Annotated in this window: 17 protein-coding genes; 9 read left to right on the forward strand and 8 right to left on the reverse strand. The window is 59.7% G+C overall.

Annotation, left to right across the window (positions count from 1 at the left end):
- Positions 1 to 22: 22 nt before the first annotated feature.
- Entirely contained in the window at positions 23 to 406 is a 384-nt protein-coding gene (locus GA0061103_RS19615; RefSeq protein ID WP_092714013.1) for a winged helix-turn-helix transcriptional regulator, read from the reverse strand.
- A gap of 152 nt (positions 407 to 558) precedes the next feature.
- On the opposite strand from GA0061103_RS19615, the gene GA0061103_RS19620 reads away from it, so the two are divergent.
- Together GA0061103_RS19620 and GA0061103_RS19625 are read left to right on the forward strand one after the other, a co-directional pair.
- On the forward strand, positions 559 to 948 hold the full coding sequence (locus tag GA0061103_RS19620) for a DoxX family protein (RefSeq protein ID WP_092714015.1): 390 nt from the start codon (positions 559 to 561) through the stop codon (positions 946 to 948).
- Between the two features lie 24 nt (positions 949 to 972).
- Complete coding sequence (locus GA0061103_RS19625; protein ID WP_092714017.1) at positions 973 to 1,716, forward strand: SDR family NAD(P)-dependent oxidoreductase; 744 nt, start codon at positions 973 to 975, stop codon at positions 1,714 to 1,716.
- A 172-nt stretch (positions 1,717 to 1,888) separates the two neighbouring features.
- On the opposite strand, the gene GA0061103_RS19630 is transcribed toward GA0061103_RS19625, so the two are convergent.
- Complete coding sequence (locus GA0061103_RS19630; protein ID WP_092714018.1) at positions 1,889 to 2,803, reverse strand: LysR family transcriptional regulator; 915 nt, start codon at positions 2,801 to 2,803, stop codon at positions 1,889 to 1,891.
- Positions 2,804 to 2,904: 101 nt separating this feature from the next.
- On the opposite strand from GA0061103_RS19630, the gene GA0061103_RS19635 reads away from it, so the two are divergent.
- Together GA0061103_RS19635 and GA0061103_RS19640 are read left to right on the forward strand one after the other, a co-directional pair.
- Positions 2,905 to 3,543 carry a DsbA family protein gene (locus GA0061103_RS19635; RefSeq protein WP_092714020.1) on the forward strand — a complete coding sequence of 213 codons (639 nt, stop codon included), beginning with the start codon at positions 2,905 to 2,907 and terminating at the stop codon, positions 3,541 to 3,543.
- Between the two features lie 25 nt (positions 3,544 to 3,568).
- Positions 3,569 to 4,465, forward strand: a complete 897-nt coding sequence (locus GA0061103_RS19640) for an MBL fold metallo-hydrolase (protein ID WP_092714022.1) — start codon at positions 3,569 to 3,571, stop codon at positions 4,463 to 4,465.
- A gap of 289 nt (positions 4,466 to 4,754) precedes the next feature.
- Here GA0061103_RS19640 and GA0061103_RS19645 read toward each other — a convergent pair whose 3' ends face one another.
- Together GA0061103_RS19645 and GA0061103_RS19650 are read right to left on the reverse strand one after the other, a co-directional pair.
- On the reverse strand, positions 4,755 to 6,146 hold the full coding sequence (locus GA0061103_RS19645) for an aldehyde dehydrogenase family protein (protein WP_092714024.1): 1,392 nt from the start codon (positions 6,144 to 6,146) through the stop codon (positions 4,755 to 4,757).
- A complete protein-coding gene (locus GA0061103_RS19650; protein WP_092714026.1) occupies positions 6,136 to 7,794 on the reverse strand; it encodes an acetolactate synthase large subunit in 1,659 nt (552 codons plus the stop codon). The genes GA0061103_RS19645 and GA0061103_RS19650 overlap by 11 nt, the downstream gene beginning before the upstream one ends.
- Positions 7,795 to 8,042: 248 nt before the next feature.
- Here GA0061103_RS19650 and GA0061103_RS19655 point away from each other — a divergent pair, with 248 nt between their 5' ends.
- Both GA0061103_RS19655 and GA0061103_RS19660 read left to right on the forward strand, forming a co-directional pair.
- Positions 8,043 to 9,158 carry a Fic family protein gene (locus GA0061103_RS19655; RefSeq protein ID WP_092714028.1) on the forward strand — a complete coding sequence of 372 codons (1,116 nt, stop codon included), beginning with the start codon at positions 8,043 to 8,045 and terminating at the stop codon, positions 9,156 to 9,158.
- A gap of 141 nt (positions 9,159 to 9,299) precedes the next feature.
- Positions 9,300 to 9,503: a cold-shock protein gene (locus GA0061103_RS19660; protein ID WP_047631453.1), complete on the forward strand. Its 204-nt coding sequence runs from the start codon at positions 9,300 to 9,302 to the stop codon at positions 9,501 to 9,503.
- Positions 9,504 to 9,561: 58 nt separating this feature from the next.
- Here GA0061103_RS19660 and GA0061103_RS19665 read toward each other — a convergent pair whose 3' ends face one another.
- Together GA0061103_RS19665 and GA0061103_RS19670 are read right to left on the reverse strand one after the other, a co-directional pair.
- Positions 9,562 to 9,828: a WGR domain-containing protein gene (locus tag GA0061103_RS19665; RefSeq protein WP_092714415.1), complete on the reverse strand. Its 267-nt coding sequence runs from the start codon at positions 9,826 to 9,828 to the stop codon at positions 9,562 to 9,564.
- 175 nt (positions 9,829 to 10,003) lie between these two features.
- A complete protein-coding gene (locus GA0061103_RS19670; protein ID WP_092714030.1) occupies positions 10,004 to 10,714 on the reverse strand; it encodes an SDR family NAD(P)-dependent oxidoreductase in 711 nt (236 codons plus the stop codon).
- 131 nt (positions 10,715 to 10,845) lie between these two features.
- On the opposite strand from GA0061103_RS19670, the gene GA0061103_RS19675 reads away from it, so the two are divergent.
- Together GA0061103_RS19675 and GA0061103_RS19680 are read left to right on the forward strand one after the other, a co-directional pair.
- Entirely contained in the window at positions 10,846 to 11,769 is a 924-nt protein-coding gene (locus tag GA0061103_RS19675; protein WP_092714417.1) for a LysR family transcriptional regulator, read from the forward strand.
- Positions 11,770 to 11,911: 142 nt separating this feature from the next.
- Positions 11,912 to 12,562 carry a glutathione S-transferase family protein gene (locus tag GA0061103_RS19680; protein WP_092714032.1) on the forward strand — a complete coding sequence of 217 codons (651 nt, stop codon included), beginning with the start codon at positions 11,912 to 11,914 and terminating at the stop codon, positions 12,560 to 12,562.
- A gap of 16 nt (positions 12,563 to 12,578) precedes the next feature.
- On the opposite strand, the gene GA0061103_RS19685 is transcribed toward GA0061103_RS19680, so the two are convergent.
- Positions 12,579 to 13,172, reverse strand: coding sequence for a TetR/AcrR family transcriptional regulator (locus GA0061103_RS19685; protein ID WP_167376617.1), 594 nt, complete (start codon positions 13,170 to 13,172; stop codon positions 12,579 to 12,581).
- A 135-nt stretch (positions 13,173 to 13,307) separates the two neighbouring features.
- Here GA0061103_RS19685 and GA0061103_RS19690 point away from each other — a divergent pair, with 135 nt between their 5' ends.
- A complete protein-coding gene (locus GA0061103_RS19690) occupies positions 13,308 to 14,531 on the forward strand; it encodes an MFS transporter (RefSeq protein ID WP_092714034.1) in 1,224 nt (407 codons plus the stop codon).
- Between the two features lie 77 nt (positions 14,532 to 14,608).
- On the opposite strand, the gene GA0061103_RS19695 is transcribed toward GA0061103_RS19690, so the two are convergent.
- Positions 14,609 to 15,250 (reverse strand): Pr6Pr family membrane protein, encoded by a 642-nt coding sequence (locus tag GA0061103_RS19695; protein ID WP_245304806.1) that lies wholly within the window; start codon positions 15,248 to 15,250, stop codon positions 14,609 to 14,611.
- Positions 15,251 to 15,268 lie beyond the last annotated feature (18 nt).

Genomic DNA, 15,268 nt, shown 5'->3' on the forward strand with positions numbered 1-15,268 from the left:
CCCTCGGCTGCTCTTCAATCAGCTACCTTTTCGCGGTCTGCTTTCGTCCGCGGGTTGTCGTCCTTTCAGGCACGCTTCTCCCATACTCGTTCCACCACGCCGTCAGGGCTTCCATGGTCGGTCCGAGCCCTCTCGCCTTCGCGGTGATCTCGTACTCCACGCGAGGCGGAACTTCGGCGAAGACAGTGCGCGACACAAGGCCATCGGCCTCCAGCTCCCGCAATTGTGCGGTCAACATGTGCTGGGTGATGCCTGGGATCGCTTTGCGCAACTCATTAAACCGATAGACCCGTTGGTTAAGAAGCCACATGATTTCCAGCTTCCATTTTCCCGAAAGCAAAGCGAAGGCACGGCGCATCTCTTCATGCATGTTGATGTTTGCTGGTTCATTAGTCTGGTTTTTCATACTTACAGCACCGAATTCATCCTACTTGCGTACATTCATTTAATACCACATTTTCAATCCACGCACCGGAGAGATAGCGGATCGCTATTCCGGACATCGAAAATCTTCAACGGAGCAAGCTGCCGGAGCCATCCGGCGGCAACGGATATCCTATGTCTGAATTCTATATTTACTGGGCCGCGACGGCCTTGCTTATCTTATTGTACCTGGCCTCTGCCGTGACCTATGTCGTCAAGACCGAGTGGGTGCGGCAAACAATCCTCGAGTTCGGCTACCCCAGCTATCTTGTGCACTTTCTGACCTTCGTGAAACTCGCTGCCGTCGCCGCTATCGTCTTGCGGTTCAACGTTGCCGTCAGTGATCTGGCATATGCAGGCATGTTGTTTCACCTCCTGCTTTCCGGGCTTGCCCACATGGGCGCTCGCAAACCTCTGGGCGCATTGCCGGCCGTCATAGGACTGGCATTGCTCGTCGCCTCTTTCGCGACACAGAACGCGGGACGCCAAGTTCCCTCACCATATGCGTTCGCGCAGGCGCTCTAATTGCCTAACCCGAAAGGAAACCAAATGGGAAAGCTAACCGGAAAAGTGGCTATCGTCGCCGGTGCCGGCAGAGGCATCGGACGCGCCACGGCAGAACTCTTTGCTGCCGAAGGCGCGAAAGTGGCCGTATTGTCGCTCACCCGCGCCAACGTGAATGCGGTCGTCGATCATATTCAATCCAAGGGGGGCACCGCACTCGGCGTGGTCTGTGACCTGAGTGACGGCGGGCAGATTGCAGAAGCAGTGGCTAAGGTCGTGCAGACATTCGGCGGCATCGACATCCTTGTAAATGTCGCATTCGACCCGACCGTCGTTCAATCCTCTATCCGCGATCTCTCCATCGAACAGCTGCAGCGCAACTTCGATATGGGGCCGATTGCATACCTGCGGACCATGCAGGCCTGCCACCCATACCTGAAAGCCAGTGGGGAAGGCCGGGTGATCAACTTTGCGTCTCTGGCCGGCGTTCTCGGCATGTCGCCTTACGGGCCGTACAACCTTGCCAAAGAGGCCGTCCGCGCCCTAACGCGATCCGCCGCACGGGAATGGGGTCCGGACAAGATCACCGTCAACAACCTTCTGCCCGTGGCCGACACCTGGGGAGCAGGACCAGACACTCCCCCGCCGGCGAATGCTCTCGGCCGCTTTGGCTCGCCCGAAGACGACGTCGCTCCGGTCGCCCTGTTCCTCGCCAGCAGCGATTCGAAGTTCATCACGGGGTCAAGTCTGACGCCTGACGGCGGGCAGATCATCGACAGCGCCCGATAATTCCCATTGGAGCGCTTCGTAAATCTCAGCAAGAGATGTGCTGTCCTTTCTGATCATCGGTCGGCTGAAACGGTTCTAATTTGACCTTGTGACATCAGATGTCAGCATGCTGCGTTTATCGGTTGTATTGCGAAAAGATATGCACCCGATCTTCTGGGATTGCCATGAAGGCTTATTTCGAAGCGGCTCCCCGGCGCCGTTCGGCGGCCTGCATCATCTCGATGAACCGCGTGACCTTGGCTGGGCGAAAACGCGCGATCGGCAGCACCGCATGAATGCCGCCGGCAGGCAGCGTCCACTCCGGAACCAGTCGCTGCAGTCGCCCGGCCGCGATGTCGTCAACGACCATGTAGTCGGGAAAGACGGAAACGCCCATGCCAGCCTTTACGCAAGCATAGGCTGACGGTGTTTTGTCCGTCCGCACGGCGGAATGCATCTCGACGATCTCGGATTGGCGCCCTTCTCGAGAAAACACCCAGCGCAGCGGCTGGCGCAGGACCGCGTTCTCGATCCAGGGCAGCGCCGACACATCGGAGGGCTCGATGGCCTTGGGGAAGCTTGCCGCCAGTTTCGGTGTCGCTACCAGATATTGCTGGAACGTGCCCAGGCGCCGGGCTTTGTTGCTCATATCGTTCAGCCAGCCGACCCTGATCGCCAGATCCAGTTGACCACTGGCGAGATCAATGACGCTGTCATCGAAGATGAGATCGACGCGCATTTGCGGGAAGCGCTCCCGGTAGGCGACGACCACGGACGCAACGACCGCGGCGCCGTAGTCCAATGGTGCGGTCAGGGTCAGCGTACCGGCCGGTTCGCTCGCGTGAAGGGCCATTTCTCCGTAGGCGGCTTCCGCTTCCCGCAGGATGATCACGCAGCGGTCGTAAAATATTCGGCCCTCTTCCGTCGCATGCAACCGCCGCGTCGTCCGCATCAACAATGAAACGCCGAGTTCCTCCTCCAGGCGTGCTACCTGATGGCTGACCACGGCCTTGGCGACGCCAAGCCGCTCGCCGGCGGCGGTGAACGATCCGGTCTCCACGACGGAAGTGAAGAAAGCCAGCCTGTTGAGATTGAGGAGTTCGCTCATGTCATTGTCTGATTAATTCATACAGTCTGTATGATTGGCCGATATTTTTCTACAGAGCAAGAGCTGAGATGATCTGACTTCGTAAACAGAGGACACGATCCATGCAGGAACTATCAGCCACCTACCTCTTCGACCCCTTATGCGGCTGGTGCTATGGAGCAAGCCCGATGATCGAACGCCTGCTGTCGGCGAGCGTCGACGTCCGCCTCCTTCCGACGGGTCTGTTTTCCGGATCCGGCGCGCGCGAGATGGATGCGTCCTTCGCAGCCTATGCCTGGTCGAACGATCAGCGCATCGAGCGCCTGAGCGGTCAGCCATTCTCCGGGGACTATCGCTCCAATGTCTTGAACAAGCCGGGCTCGCTATTCGACTCGGGCGCGGCCACCCTCGCCATCACAGCAGCGGGCCATATGGATCATCGCAAGCGCTTCGATGCGCTGCGCCTCATCCAGCATGCCCGGTATGTGAAAGGGCTGGACATCACCAATGTGCCTGTCCTCGCCGAGGTGCTCTCTTCAGGAGGATTCGGAGAAGCAGCCAGCCTCTTGATCGAAGGCTCCGATGAATTGCTTGCCGGCAATCGCCAGCTCGTCGCGCAGGGCCAGGATCTATTCCGCCGACATGGCGCGAACGGAGTTCCGGCCCTGGTGATCGAAAGAAACGGGCATCAGCGCCTTTTGGATGCCAGTGCCCTCTTCAGCAGCTATGACAACCTCATGGCGCATCTGAAAGCCGCATGATCCTAAGAACGACAAAGGAACCAGCATGTTTACCAGACGCGACGCATTGAAACTTTCCCTGGCCGCCAGTGCCATCTCGATTATCCCCCTGGCCGCCGCCGGGGCCGCGGGCTCGAAACTCAACTGGCAATACTTCCAGGCGCCCGAGACTGGATTCCGCCGCACACCCGTGCTGCTCACCGGCAAGAAAGAGGCGATCCTCATCGACGGCGGCTTCACCCTTTCGGATGGTCGGGCGGTCGCTGACGCCATCAAATCGACGGGCAAGCGTCTCAGCACCATCTATGTGAGCTGTAACGATCCGGACTATTACTTCAGTCTCCGGCCGATTGTCGCCACCTTCCCCGATGCCAAGGTCATCGCCAAGCCGGTCACGGTTGCGGCTATCCATGCCAACGTCGAAGGCAAGCTTGCCACCTGGGGACCGCAACTGAAAGAAAACGGTCCGCAGACGTTGGCCGACGTCGTCATTCCGGCAGCGTCGGATCTGAAAGCGCTCGATCTCGACGGTGAGAAGATCGAAATCGTCGAAGTTTCCGACATGCACGATCGGCGCTATCTGTGGGTCCCGTCACTCAAGGCCGTCTTCGGCGGCGTCCTGGTGTCTTCGGGCATTCACGTCTGGATCGCCGACGAGGCCACCCCTGAAAAGCGGCGGGCGTGGATTAAGGCGCTCGACGAACTGGCAGCCCGCAAGCCGAAGATAGTGATCCCCGCCCACCAGACCGAAGGCGCACCGCAAGGTCTCGATGCCGTGAAGTTCACACGCGACTATCTGGTCGCCTTCCACGAAGAAGAAGAAAAGGCCAAGGATAGTGCGGCTTTGATCGCCGCGATGACCGAGCGATATCCCAATCTCGCCGACGTTGGTTCCCTCGAACTGGGTGCCAAGGTCGCAAAGGGTGAGATGAAATGGGGATGAGCGTCACTCACCGCGAGCAGTTCGGGTCTTCTCAAATGGCAGCCCTGTACTTCTGGCGCGCCTGATTGATCTCTTTTCGTAGGCGATGCCATTCGCCCGTGTAGACTATCGCCTCGCAGAGATGGAGGTCTAATCCAAAGGAGTCGGCCAGCCCGCGAAAGACCGTCAGGCTTCAAAATCAGGGAACGCGGTCACGCTGACCGCGTTCCTGTCATTCTGAATTAGCACTCGATCAGTTGCGGCAAGACCATCGCCGGATAGTTCGAGGATGACGCTTGCCGGGCCTCACCTAGCTGACGCCGTTGAACACCACCATCTTGTCGTCGGCCATCTCCTCCATGGTCCATGGAATACCCCCGACACCGTATCCCGACTGCCTGCGTCCGGCAAAAGGCATCCAGTCGGTTCGAAAGGCCGTATGATCGTTGACGAGCACCGCGGATGCATCGAGATGTCTTGCCGCCTTGAGTGCGACGGCTATATCGGTGGAAAACACGCTCGCCTGGAATGCGTAGGGCAGCGAGTTGGCTATACGGATCGCCTCGTCAACGTCGCTATAGCCATAGACACAGGTCAGCGGTCCGAAGACCTCGAGCCGCGACACCTTGGCATCTGCCGGCGGATCGAGCAGGACAGAGGGTAGGAGCGTGGTTTCGGACAGTCGCCCTCCTCCGAATTGCCTTGCTCCCGCATCGGTCGCTTCCTTGATCCAGCTTGCGACACGTTCCGTCTCGCGCGGCAGGATCAGCGGCCCGACCTCCGTCTCCTTCAACGTGGGATCGCCGACGCGGAGGCTTGCGACCTTGGCGGCGAGCGCGTCGGTGAAGTTGGCTAGAATGTCATTGTGCACGAAGAGGCGCTGCACCGACACGCAGACCTGCCCCGCGTGATAATATCCGCCTTTGACGATCGTCCCGACGATTGCGTCGATGCTGGCGCTGCGATCGACAATGACAGGTGCTGCTCCGCCATGTTCCAGCGCGCATCTCGTGCCTGGCGGCAGCTTGCTCTTCAGATACCAGCCGACCTTCGCCGAGCCGATGAAGCTCAGGAAGGCGACGCGCTGATCCCTGGCAAAGCTCTCGGCAAGCGCATTATCCTCCGTGATGAAGGTCTGGCACCAGCGCTCGTCCAGTCCCGCCTCCCAGAACAGCTTGACGATCTCGACGCAGGAAATCGGTGTCGTTGCCGCCGGCTTGACGATGACGGGGCAGCCAACGGCCACCGCGGGCGCAATCTGGTGGATGATGAGATTGAGGGGGTGGTTGAACGCCGATATCGCCGCCACGACGCCGATCGGCTCCTTGGTGGTGAAGGCCCATCGGTTGGTGCTGGCAGCAGTCAGGCCCATCGGGATTTCCTTGCCGCCAAAATTGCGCAACTCGTCTGCCGCGTTGACGAGACCATCGATCCCGCGCGTGACCTCAATGATCGCATCCGTCAGCGGCTTGCCACCTTCGCGGGCGATCATGATGGCAAAGCGGTCACGGTTCTCCGAGAGAAGCTCAGACACCCTTCTGAGGATAGCCATCCTGCGATGCGTCGGCAGCCAGGCGCTACGATCGGCATAGGCTTTCGCGGCAACGTCGAGCCTGTGCTCGAGAGCAGCGGCGTCATCGGCCGGGATTTCCGCAATGAGCGCGCGATCGAATGCCTGATAAACCTTCAGATTAAGCGTCATCTTGATCCTCCAGGATGGCGGGAAGCCGTTCGCGCAATTCCTTCACCAGCACACGTTCGTTTTCCGAATAATCGACCGGGACGTTCACCAGATGAACGCCGCCGCCGGAAAAGGCATCTTCGAGAGCTTGCTTGAACTGGCTGATGTCGTCGACCCTCGTTCCCTTGGCGCCGTAGGACTCGGCATATCTAACGAAATCCGGATTGCCGAACGTCATTCCGAAGTCCGGGAACTCGTCCACCGCCTGCTTCCAGCGGATCATGCCATAAGCGTCATCCTCGATGACGAGGATAACGAGGTTCAGTTTCAGCCGGACGGCCGTCTCGATCTCCTGCGAGTTCATCATGAAGCCGCCATCCCCGCAGACCGCCATGACACGCCGCTCGGGATAGAGCATCGAGGCGACCATGGCCGAAGGGAGCCCTGCGCCCATCGTTGCGAGGGCGTTGTCGAGCAGCAGCGTGTTCGCCATGCGCGTCCGATAGTTCCGTGCGAACCAGATCTTGTACATGCCGTTGTCAAGCGCCAGGATGCCGTCATGCGGCATGACTTCCCGGATGTCATGGACCAGCCGCTGCGGCGTGAAGCGATCCTCCGTCGCCCGAACGGCAATGCGCTCGAGGATGCGTTCCCTCAGGTGAAGAAGGGCTTGCGCGTTCGGCAGCTTGCCTTCGAGGCGATCCGCCAGCGCCTTCAACGATGGGCCGATGTCGCCGATGACTTCCGATTGCGGGAAATAGACCTGTTCGACCGTCGCCGGCTGATATCCGACATGGACGACGTTCGGACCGCCCTTGCCCATGATGAAGGGCGGCTTCTCGATCGTGTCATGGCCGATAGTGATGATGAGATCGGCCTGCTCGATCGCCTCATGGACATAGTCCCGTTCCGACAGTGCGGCGGTGCCCATGTAGAGCTCGGTTCCGCCCGGGACCGTTCCCTTGCCCATCTGGGTCGTGAAGAACGGGATACCGGTGCGGATGACGAACTGCGCGATATCCGACGTCGAGCGAGGACGCGAGGCTGCTGCCCCAAGCATGAGCAGCGGGCGTTTTGCCGCAGTGATGAGCGCGGCTGCCCGATCAAGGGCCGCGTCACTTGCGATCGGCAGCTCCAGCTGATGCGGCGCGACGAGAGCGACCGGCGCGCATTCTTCGGCAGCGATGTCCTCCGGAAGTTCGAGATGGACCGGCCCCGGCCGTTCCTCCTGCGCGATCCGGAAGGCTTCCCTGACCATCGTCGGGATCATCTGCGGCGAAACGATCTGTCTGGCAAGCTTGGTGAGCGGCTTCATCGACGCCACCACGTCGACCACCTGGAACCGGGCCTGCCGGGACGAAAGTATCCCTTTCTGTCCGGTGATCATCACCATCGGCATGGCGCCGAGCAGCGCGTATGCCGCACCCGTCGAAAGGTTCAAGGCGCCCGGCCCGAGCGTCGTCAGGCAGACGCCCGGTTTGCCGGTCAGGCGACCATAGGTCGCGGCCATGAACGCGGCCGCCTGCTCATGCCGGGTCAGCACCAGCTGAATGGACGATTTGCGGATAGACTCGACAACATCGAGATTTTCTTCGCCTGGAATACCGAAGATACGGTCGACACCCTCGTTTTCGAGTGCGGCCACCAGGAGATCGGAGCCTTTGGTCATGGATGGAGCTCGTGCTTGTTGGCAGATCGATTGATGCCTCCAAAACTGGGAGGCAGGCCGCAAGAATAGATCCTTTTGCAGGCTAGTCCATCACAGTTTGTATCAGATTCCGGTGACCGCCAATGACGTGCGTTGTGCGTGAATGCCCGATCAAGGCAGGCCTCATCGAAATCATGAGCGATAGAACCCTCTTGCTATAACTCACAAATATCGGCAAAACTGAGTTATAGAAGAAATGGCTATCGCTCATGCATTGGAATTGGACACAGCCCGGCTGGCCACACTTTATCTATGATCGTGAAGCGCTCGAACCATTCGAGCGACAATTCCTGCGGTCCTCAGGAGAGATCATCGGTGCCGTGCGTCACTTTGAGGAAGAGGACTGCAAGGTGCTTCGGATCGAGCTTTTGAGCGACGAAGCCGTCAAGACTTCCGAGATCGAGGGCGAGCTGCTCGACCGACTGAGCGTGCAGTCGTCCTTGCGCCGGCAGTTCGGCCTCGATGCCGACATCAGAGCAATCGGGCCGCAGGAGCGTGGAATCGCCGAGATGATGATCGACGTCTTCGAAACATGGTCTCAGCCGCTCGATCATGAAACCCTTTTCCGCTGGCATTCCATGCTGATGACCGGAAACCGCCATCTTGCCACGATCGGCGGCTATCGGACGCATGAGGATGCGATGCAAATCGTGTCTCGCCGCGTCGACAAGCCGATCGTTCACTTCGAGGCGCCGCCTTCGAGGCAAGTGTCGGTCGAGATGGACGCGTATGTGTCCTGGTTCAACAGATCGGCGCCGAAGAGCGAAAACCCTCTCCCCCCCCTGACGCGAGCCGCTATAGGTCATCTCTACTTCGAAAGCATACATCCCTTCGAAGATGGCAATGGTCGGATCGGCAGGGCGCTGGCGGAGAAGTCGCTCGCCCAAAATATCGGACAGCCAAGTCTGATCTCACTTGCTTATACGATCGGGAAGGGTCGCAAGACCTATTACGGAGAGCTCGAAAGAAGCCAGCGCACGCTCGATATAACCGAATGGCTTGTCTACTTTTCGCAAACCGTACTGGACGCACAGCAGGCAACCCTTGCCCGTGTCGCGTTTCATATCCGTAAGACGAAATTCTATGACCGGTTCCGTGGCCAGTTCAACGAACGCCAGGATAAAGTCGTCTCCCGCATCTTCCGCGAAGGCATTGAAGGCTTCAAAGGTGGCCTGAGCGCGGAAAACTACATCTCGATCACAGGGGCCTCCCGAGCGACGGCAACGCGCGACCTTCACGATATGGTCGGGAAGGGAGCGCTGAATCGGAGCGGTGAGCGCCGTCACACTCGGTACACATTGAACATGCCGGAGCCGGAGCGATAAAAGGTTCGCCTGCTGACTTCGCCCTTCACGCGGCGGGCGCCAAAGACTGGACAACTGGGCGCCTGTAGCAGATGTGCTTGATCTGACAGCAGTTGCCCGCTAGGTTGCCGCCGCGATCAACTGCAAAGACATGGGGATTTCATGCCAACTGGCACGGTTAAGTTTTTCAACACCGACAAGGGCTTTGGCTTCATTACGCCGGAAAGCGGAGGACCTGACGTTTTCGTTCACGTCTCCGCCCTGCAATACGGCAACGTGCTCAGGGAGGGACAATCCGTCTCCTACGATCTGGGTCAGGACCGGAAGACGGGCAAGTCAAAGGCGGAAAACGTCAGGCCTCTCTAATCATTATGGACACGTCACTACCCGAGATCTCGGGTAGTGCACTCGGGCGCAATGGAAATCATGTGAGCGCCCTGCCTCGCAGAGGGCATGGGCGGTAGCCCTTTGCCCGTTTCTGCCGGATCAGCGCGAGAAACAGTCTGACGGCATCCCTTTCATCTTCGAAATGATGCGCCATCGTCTGTCCGCTGAAGCCTATGCGGCCCCATCGTCGCGTAAGACACGTGTCGCCGAACAGGGTCGTCGATATCTCCAGTGCATAATAGCGGGCCATGTTCTTCGCGGCATTGGTGCGCTCGATATAGAGTTGATAGGGCTGAGTAAGCATTCCGGAAGAATCGTCGATCGCGCGGCTGCGGTCCAACGAGTGTTTTGAATCGGTCGGCCAGCTTCGATTCATTTCCGTTATGTATTCGGCGATCCGCCGAACAATCGTCAGCCGAATCGGGTGCGGCCTCCGGTCTGGCGATGCCTCAAGGCTCATGTGCTACGTTGACGACGGATCACCAGGGAACCGTTCGGCCGAGATAGTCCAGATATTCCAGGCCCCGCTTTCCCTGCTGGCCGAGAAGCACATTCACCAGGTTTGGAATGCTTTCCTCGATCGTCAGCCGCCCGTCGGGGCCGCCCAGATCGGTCTTGACCCAACCGGGAGCCATGAGCACCAATGTACGCGCATCATCCGCATGCCGGGCGGCATAGCTGCGCATCAACGTGTTCAAGGCCGCCTTGCTGCCGCGATAGACCTCCCGCATACCCGTCGTATTGTTGCTGACGCTCCCCTGCCCCGACGACATGACGCCGATCAGCCCCATGGGCGAAACGAGGTCCTGCAACCCTTCCACGGTCCGCATCGGGCTCAGCGCATTCGTCACCATGACGCGCACGAACTCATCCGTCGTCACCTCCGCGATCGTCTCGGTTGGGACATTCGTCGTTCCCGCATTGACGAACAGCATATCGAAGACGCGGCCGTCAAGGCGCTTCCGCAGCGAGGCGAGCTGTTCCGGCTCGTTGATATCGAGCGTTTCGATGGCGACGCGGCCATCGGAGCGGTCTGCCAGATCGTGCAGTTTCGTCCTCGCCGGCGAGGCCCGCACCGTGCCGACGACGGACCAGCCCTTCTTGAAGAATTCTTCGGCCATGGCATGGCCGAGGCCGCGTGATGCGCCGATGATCAGGATGCTGCCGGCGGACGGTGATGATGACGGCATGGGGCACGTCTCCTTTGTTTGCTGTGAGCCCAATATGAAAGCCCGGCCCGGATTTCTCCAGACGCACAGAACGCAAAGAATAGTTGCGCCATACGCTAGGCATATCGATCGATCTGGTCTACCCAATTGCCATGGAAGACATAGACCTCAATCTTCTCGTCGCCCTCGACGTCCTGCTTGCCGAAGGGAGCGTGACGGAAGCGGCAAAGCGTCTTGGCTTGAGCCCCTCCGCCATGAGCCGAACACTGTCGCGGCTGCGTGCCGTGACGGGTGATCCGTTGCTTGTCAGGGCAGGCAGATCCCTCGTGCCGACACGCTTTGCCGAGATCCTTCGGGATCGTGTTCATGCCGTCACACTGGATGCGCGCGCCATTCTTCGGCCTGCGGCCGGCGAACTCGATGTTACCACACTGGACGCCACATTTTCGATCCGCGTGAGTGAAGCCTTTCTCGAGCTCTTGTCTGCGCCCCTCGTCGCGGCCATCACGGAGGCGGCGCCCCGCGTTCGCATCCGCTTCGTGCTCAAGCGGGACAAGGAGCCGCATATGCTGCGGGAAGGACTGATCGATCTCGAAATCGGCGTCTTAGGCGTGCCTGCGCCGGAGCTGCGCACGCGACTTCTGCTTCGCGATCGGCTGGTTGGAGTGGCGCGGGAAGGCCATCCTCTGCTGACGGGCGGGGCGGTAACGGCGAAGCGCTATGCAGCCTGCAGTCACATCGCCGCTTCCAGAAAGGGAGAATTCGCCGAGACGATCGACGAGGCCTTGGAAAGGAAAAGTCTGAAGCGGGAAATCCGCGTTGTGGTGCCTGGTTTTCCGGATGCAATGAGGATCGCAGCTTCGACGGATTTCATCGCGGCTGTCCCCCTCTCCTGCCTCGGCAGGAGCAAGCTGAACGAACCGGTGGGTGAGTTTGGCATTCGAAGCTTTGAATTGCCGTTCGAAACGCCGGAAATACTCATTGCCGTCATATGGCATCCGCGCGTCGACGCCGACCCTGCCCATAGATGGCTGCGCAACATCATCACGCGCGTCTGCCGCGCGGCCTATCTATGAATTGATCGCAGGCAGTCGAGCTGCAAAATGGGGATCATTGGCCCAGGCCGTCCCCAGACCCTGGAAACTATCTCGAAAATGGAGTGTCGGATTCTCGTTCAGCCGATCGTCTTTAAGGCAGACAAAGCCATGGAGAGCAGCAATGACGATAACGATCACCGCCTTTGAAAAATCGCCGGATCGCGGCAGAGGTCTGGCGCGCGACATGCGCGTTCGCTGGGCGCTCGAAGAAGTCGGCCAGCCTTATGAAGTGCGCCTCCTCTCCTTCAAGGCGATGAAGGAGCCTGCGCATCTCGCCCTTCATCCCTTCGGGCAGATCCCGACCTATGAAGAGGACGGCCTTGCCTTGTTCGAATCGGGGTCGATCGTGTTCCATATCGCGGAGCGCCATGCCGGGCTACTGCCGGACGACGCCAAGGCGCGGGCACGGGCGATCACATGGATGTTTGCTGCGCTCTCCACAGTGGAACCGCCGATCATCGATCGCGCAATCGCAAGAATCCAGGAGCGCGATCAGAGCTGGTATCAGCAGCGCCTCTCCATGGTCGATGAGCGCATCCGCCAGCGGCTGAACGAACTTTCCGATCGCCTCGGCTGTGCCGCCTGGCTCGAGGATGCATTCAGTGCCGGCGATCTTCTGATGATATCAGTCCTGCTCAGGCTGAAGGACTCGGGCCTATTGCAGGAATATCCGAACCTTTCCGCCTATGTCGCCCGTGGGGAAGCGCGGCCTGCATACAAGCGGGCTTTCGAGGCTCAGCTGGCAGTCTTCACCGCCGCATCGGCCAACTAAGCGAACGACAGACCGATCAACCCTTCTCGACCCGCAAACCTTCAAGGAAGGTCCGAAATGCGCCGACCGTCCGTTTCGAGGTCGTCTCGGGATCGTCCGAATTGGCGATCCACTGCGCGGCACAGCTGCTTGCCGCATTGATGAGGCGAGCGCCGGCTTCCGCGTCGATATCAACGATGATACCCTCCTCACGAAGGCAACGAAGGCTTTCCGTGATCGTGGCGATACAACCGTTGGCGCTCGGCCATCCGGAGGGATCGCCGAGCACAGCCGGGCCGTCACGAAACATGATGCGCTGGATTTCCGGCTCCAGCGCCATCTCGACGTAACCGACATTCTCGTCGACGAATGCCTGCCAGCGCGACGGCGCTTTCGACGAGATCTGACAGAGCCTTGCGGTCATTTCCGCGTCGATCTGATTGACGACGGCCTGCAGCAGCCCCTTCTTGTCGCCGAAATGGTGGTAGAGTGCGCCCCGCGTCAGTCCGGCGGCCGCTGTAAAGTCATCCATCGATGCCTCGGCATAGCCGACGCTACCGAATGCCTTACGGCCGGCGGCGAGCAGCTTGGCTCGCGTCTCCGCAATCATTTCACTGCGAGGTTTGCGCATTGCGTCTCCGTCGATCACCCACATTAATTTGCATACGCTGCGTATATTAGTTGACATACGCGGCGTATGCAATTACTTCATTCACATACGCTGCGTATGTCTGCGGCCATTTCGTTCAATACAGGGAATGTTCCGATGTCCAATCCGTACAGAGAGATTTTCCGCGCACCGGGCGCCAAGAGCTTTTCGGCCGCAGCCTTCTTTGCTCGCCTTCCCCTTGCCATGGCTCCTATCGGCATCGTCGCCATGCTGTCGCAAACGCGTGGTGAATATTGGCTGGCCGGCGCCGTTTCGGCGACCTTTGCCCTGACCAATGCTTTCATCTCGCCGCAAATATCGCGCCTTGTCGACCGGCTCGGCCAGCGTGCGGTCGTTACGCCAACCACCATCGTCTCGGTCATCGCCTTCATCATTCTCGTCATCGCGACAAATCAGGTCTGGCCGGCCTGGACGCTGTTTGCCTCGGCTTTCTTCGCGGCCGCCATGCCGAGCATACCGGCCATGGTCCGCGCCCGCTGGACGGAGATCTTCCGAGACCGGCCCGAATTGAATACGGCCTTCGCCTTCGAATCCGCAGCCGACGAGCTCGTCTATATCATGGGCGCATCCCTTTCCGTCGGGCTCGCGGTCTCGCTGTTCCCGGAAGCCGGGATGGTCGCCAGCACCATCTTCCTGGCGCTTGGATCGGCAGCCTTCCTGATGCAGCGATCGACGGAACCGAAAGTGCGCGCGGCTGGCACCGAAGGCCCGCAGCACTCGGCGATCCGGCTGCGGCCGGTCCAGATCATCACGCTCGCCCTGATCTTCGTCGGCGCCACCTTCGCCACGGCGGAAGTGAGTGCCGTTGCCATCACCAAGCAGCTCGGCGAGCCGGGCGCCGCCAGCATCGTCATCGGCGTCTATGCACTCGGCTCCTTCGTCGTCGGTCTCATCATCGGAGCGCTGAACCTCAAGATGCCGTTGCAGCGCCAGTTGCTGGTGGCCGTCAGCGTTCTCGCCCTGACCTCCCTGCCGCTTCTTGTTGCCAGCACCTCCGTCGCTTTGCTTGCCTTTGCCGTCTTCCTCAGCGGCGTTGCCATCTCCCCCACCTTCATCACCGCCTTCGGATTGATCGAACGTCGCGTACCCGAAGCCATGCTGACCGAAGGCGTGACCTGGGTGATGACCGGCATCGGTATCGGCATGGCACTCGGTGCCTTCGTCTCCGGCTGGGTGGTGGACAATTTCGGGCCTGCAAACGGCTTCTGGGTTTCGGTCGCGGCAAGCATCACAACGGTCGTGGTCGTGGCGCTCGGCCAGACAAGCCTTTCCGGCACGCGCGCGCCCAGCTCAGCCGCCGTCACGCAACTGGCGGAATGAGCGGGCCGCCCAGTTCGAACAAGAGCCGCGCGGGGGCATATTGGTCAGTGACGAATTTGCCTTCGTGACAACATTGCCTATGCGCGCCGCATGGTCCGTTGCCTGGCACCGACCCAGTCGAGAAAAGTCAGCACTCCACCCAAAGCCAGCAGGGCCGATGCCAGGAACCCTATGTTCAGCAGGACAGCTTCAAGGCCGATATCGCGGACATCCAGGAATGGGTAAGGGTAGAAGCGCGAGATATACCCATGCGCAAGCGTATAGACGGAATAGGCCGCGGGAAAAGCCAGCCACCAGAGCACATCGCGCCAGGAAAGCTTGCCGCGCTCACTCAGAAAAATCCAATCCACGGCGTAGAGCAGCGGAACGCAATAATGAAGTATCTGGTCTCCTAGCAGTTGCCAACCGCGAGGATGCCAAACGTCCCTTAGCATCAAAACGTAAACGATGCCGGCAATCCCCACGTAAAGAAAAAGGGCGCTTCGCACAGACGGCTTGCTCGCCCACTGACCAATGGACGAGAGCGGCGCAATTTGCGCGCAAAGCAGTGCCATCGCGAGCAGGAGATTGGATTGTATGGTGAAATAGCTGAAGAAATTCAATGTCATCGTCAGCCGTGAAACGTGCGCGCCCGGTACGATGGCGGCATATGAGACCGCGATACCCGATAAAGCGAGCAGGGCAAGCAGGCAACGATAGACGCGGATCAAGCCTGCCATGAAGTTCCTCTGTCGAAC

The sequence above is a fragment of the Martinezella multihospitum genome (assembly GCF_900094585.1).
GTDB lineage: Bacteria > Pseudomonadota > Alphaproteobacteria > Rhizobiales > Rhizobiaceae > Rhizobium > Rhizobium multihospitium.

What these genes read in the sequence shown, in the direction of transcription:
- GA0061103_RS19615 (WP_092714013.1), bottom strand. Translation starts at nt 406, where the DNA reads ATGAAAAACCAGACTAATGAACCAGCAAACATCAACATGCATGAAGAG.
- GA0061103_RS19620 (WP_092714015.1), top strand. Translation starts at nt 559, where the DNA reads ATGTCTGAATTCTATATTTACTGGGCCGCGACGGCCTTGCTTATCTTA.
- GA0061103_RS19625 (WP_092714017.1), top strand. Translation starts at nt 973, where the DNA reads ATGGGAAAGCTAACCGGAAAAGTGGCTATCGTCGCCGGTGCCGGCAGA.
- GA0061103_RS19630 (WP_092714018.1), bottom strand. Translation starts at nt 2,803, where the DNA reads ATGAGCGAACTCCTCAATCTCAACAGGCTGGCTTTCTTCACTTCCGTC.
- GA0061103_RS19635 (WP_092714020.1), top strand. Translation starts at nt 2,905, where the DNA reads ATGCAGGAACTATCAGCCACCTACCTCTTCGACCCCTTATGCGGCTGG.
- GA0061103_RS19640 (WP_092714022.1), top strand. Translation starts at nt 3,569, where the DNA reads ATGTTTACCAGACGCGACGCATTGAAACTTTCCCTGGCCGCCAGTGCC.
- GA0061103_RS19645 (WP_092714024.1), bottom strand. Translation starts at nt 6,146, where the DNA reads ATGACGCTTAATCTGAAGGTTTATCAGGCATTCGATCGCGCGCTCATT.
- GA0061103_RS19650 (WP_092714026.1), bottom strand. Translation starts at nt 7,794, where the DNA reads ATGACCAAAGGCTCCGATCTCCTGGTGGCCGCACTCGAAAACGAGGGT.
- GA0061103_RS19655 (WP_092714028.1), top strand. Translation starts at nt 8,043, where the DNA reads ATGCATTGGAATTGGACACAGCCCGGCTGGCCACACTTTATCTATGAT.
- GA0061103_RS19660 (WP_047631453.1), top strand. Translation starts at nt 9,300, where the DNA reads ATGCCAACTGGCACGGTTAAGTTTTTCAACACCGACAAGGGCTTTGGC.
- GA0061103_RS19665 (WP_092714415.1), bottom strand. Translation starts at nt 9,828, where the DNA reads ATGCTTACTCAGCCCTATCAACTCTATATCGAGCGCACCAATGCCGCG.
- GA0061103_RS19670 (WP_092714030.1), bottom strand. Translation starts at nt 10,714, where the DNA reads ATGCCGTCATCATCACCGTCCGCCGGCAGCATCCTGATCATCGGCGCA.
- GA0061103_RS19675 (WP_092714417.1), top strand. Translation starts at nt 10,846, where the DNA reads ATGGAAGACATAGACCTCAATCTTCTCGTCGCCCTCGACGTCCTGCTT.
- GA0061103_RS19680 (WP_092714032.1), top strand. Translation starts at nt 11,912, where the DNA reads ATGACGATAACGATCACCGCCTTTGAAAAATCGCCGGATCGCGGCAGA.
- GA0061103_RS19685 (WP_167376617.1), bottom strand. Translation starts at nt 13,172, where the DNA reads ATGCGCAAACCTCGCAGTGAAATGATTGCGGAGACGCGAGCCAAGCTG.
- GA0061103_RS19690 (WP_092714034.1), top strand. Translation starts at nt 13,308, where the DNA reads ATGTCCAATCCGTACAGAGAGATTTTCCGCGCACCGGGCGCCAAGAGC.
- GA0061103_RS19695 (WP_245304806.1), bottom strand. Translation starts at nt 15,250, where the DNA reads ATGGCAGGCTTGATCCGCGTCTATCGTTGCCTGCTTGCCCTGCTCGCT.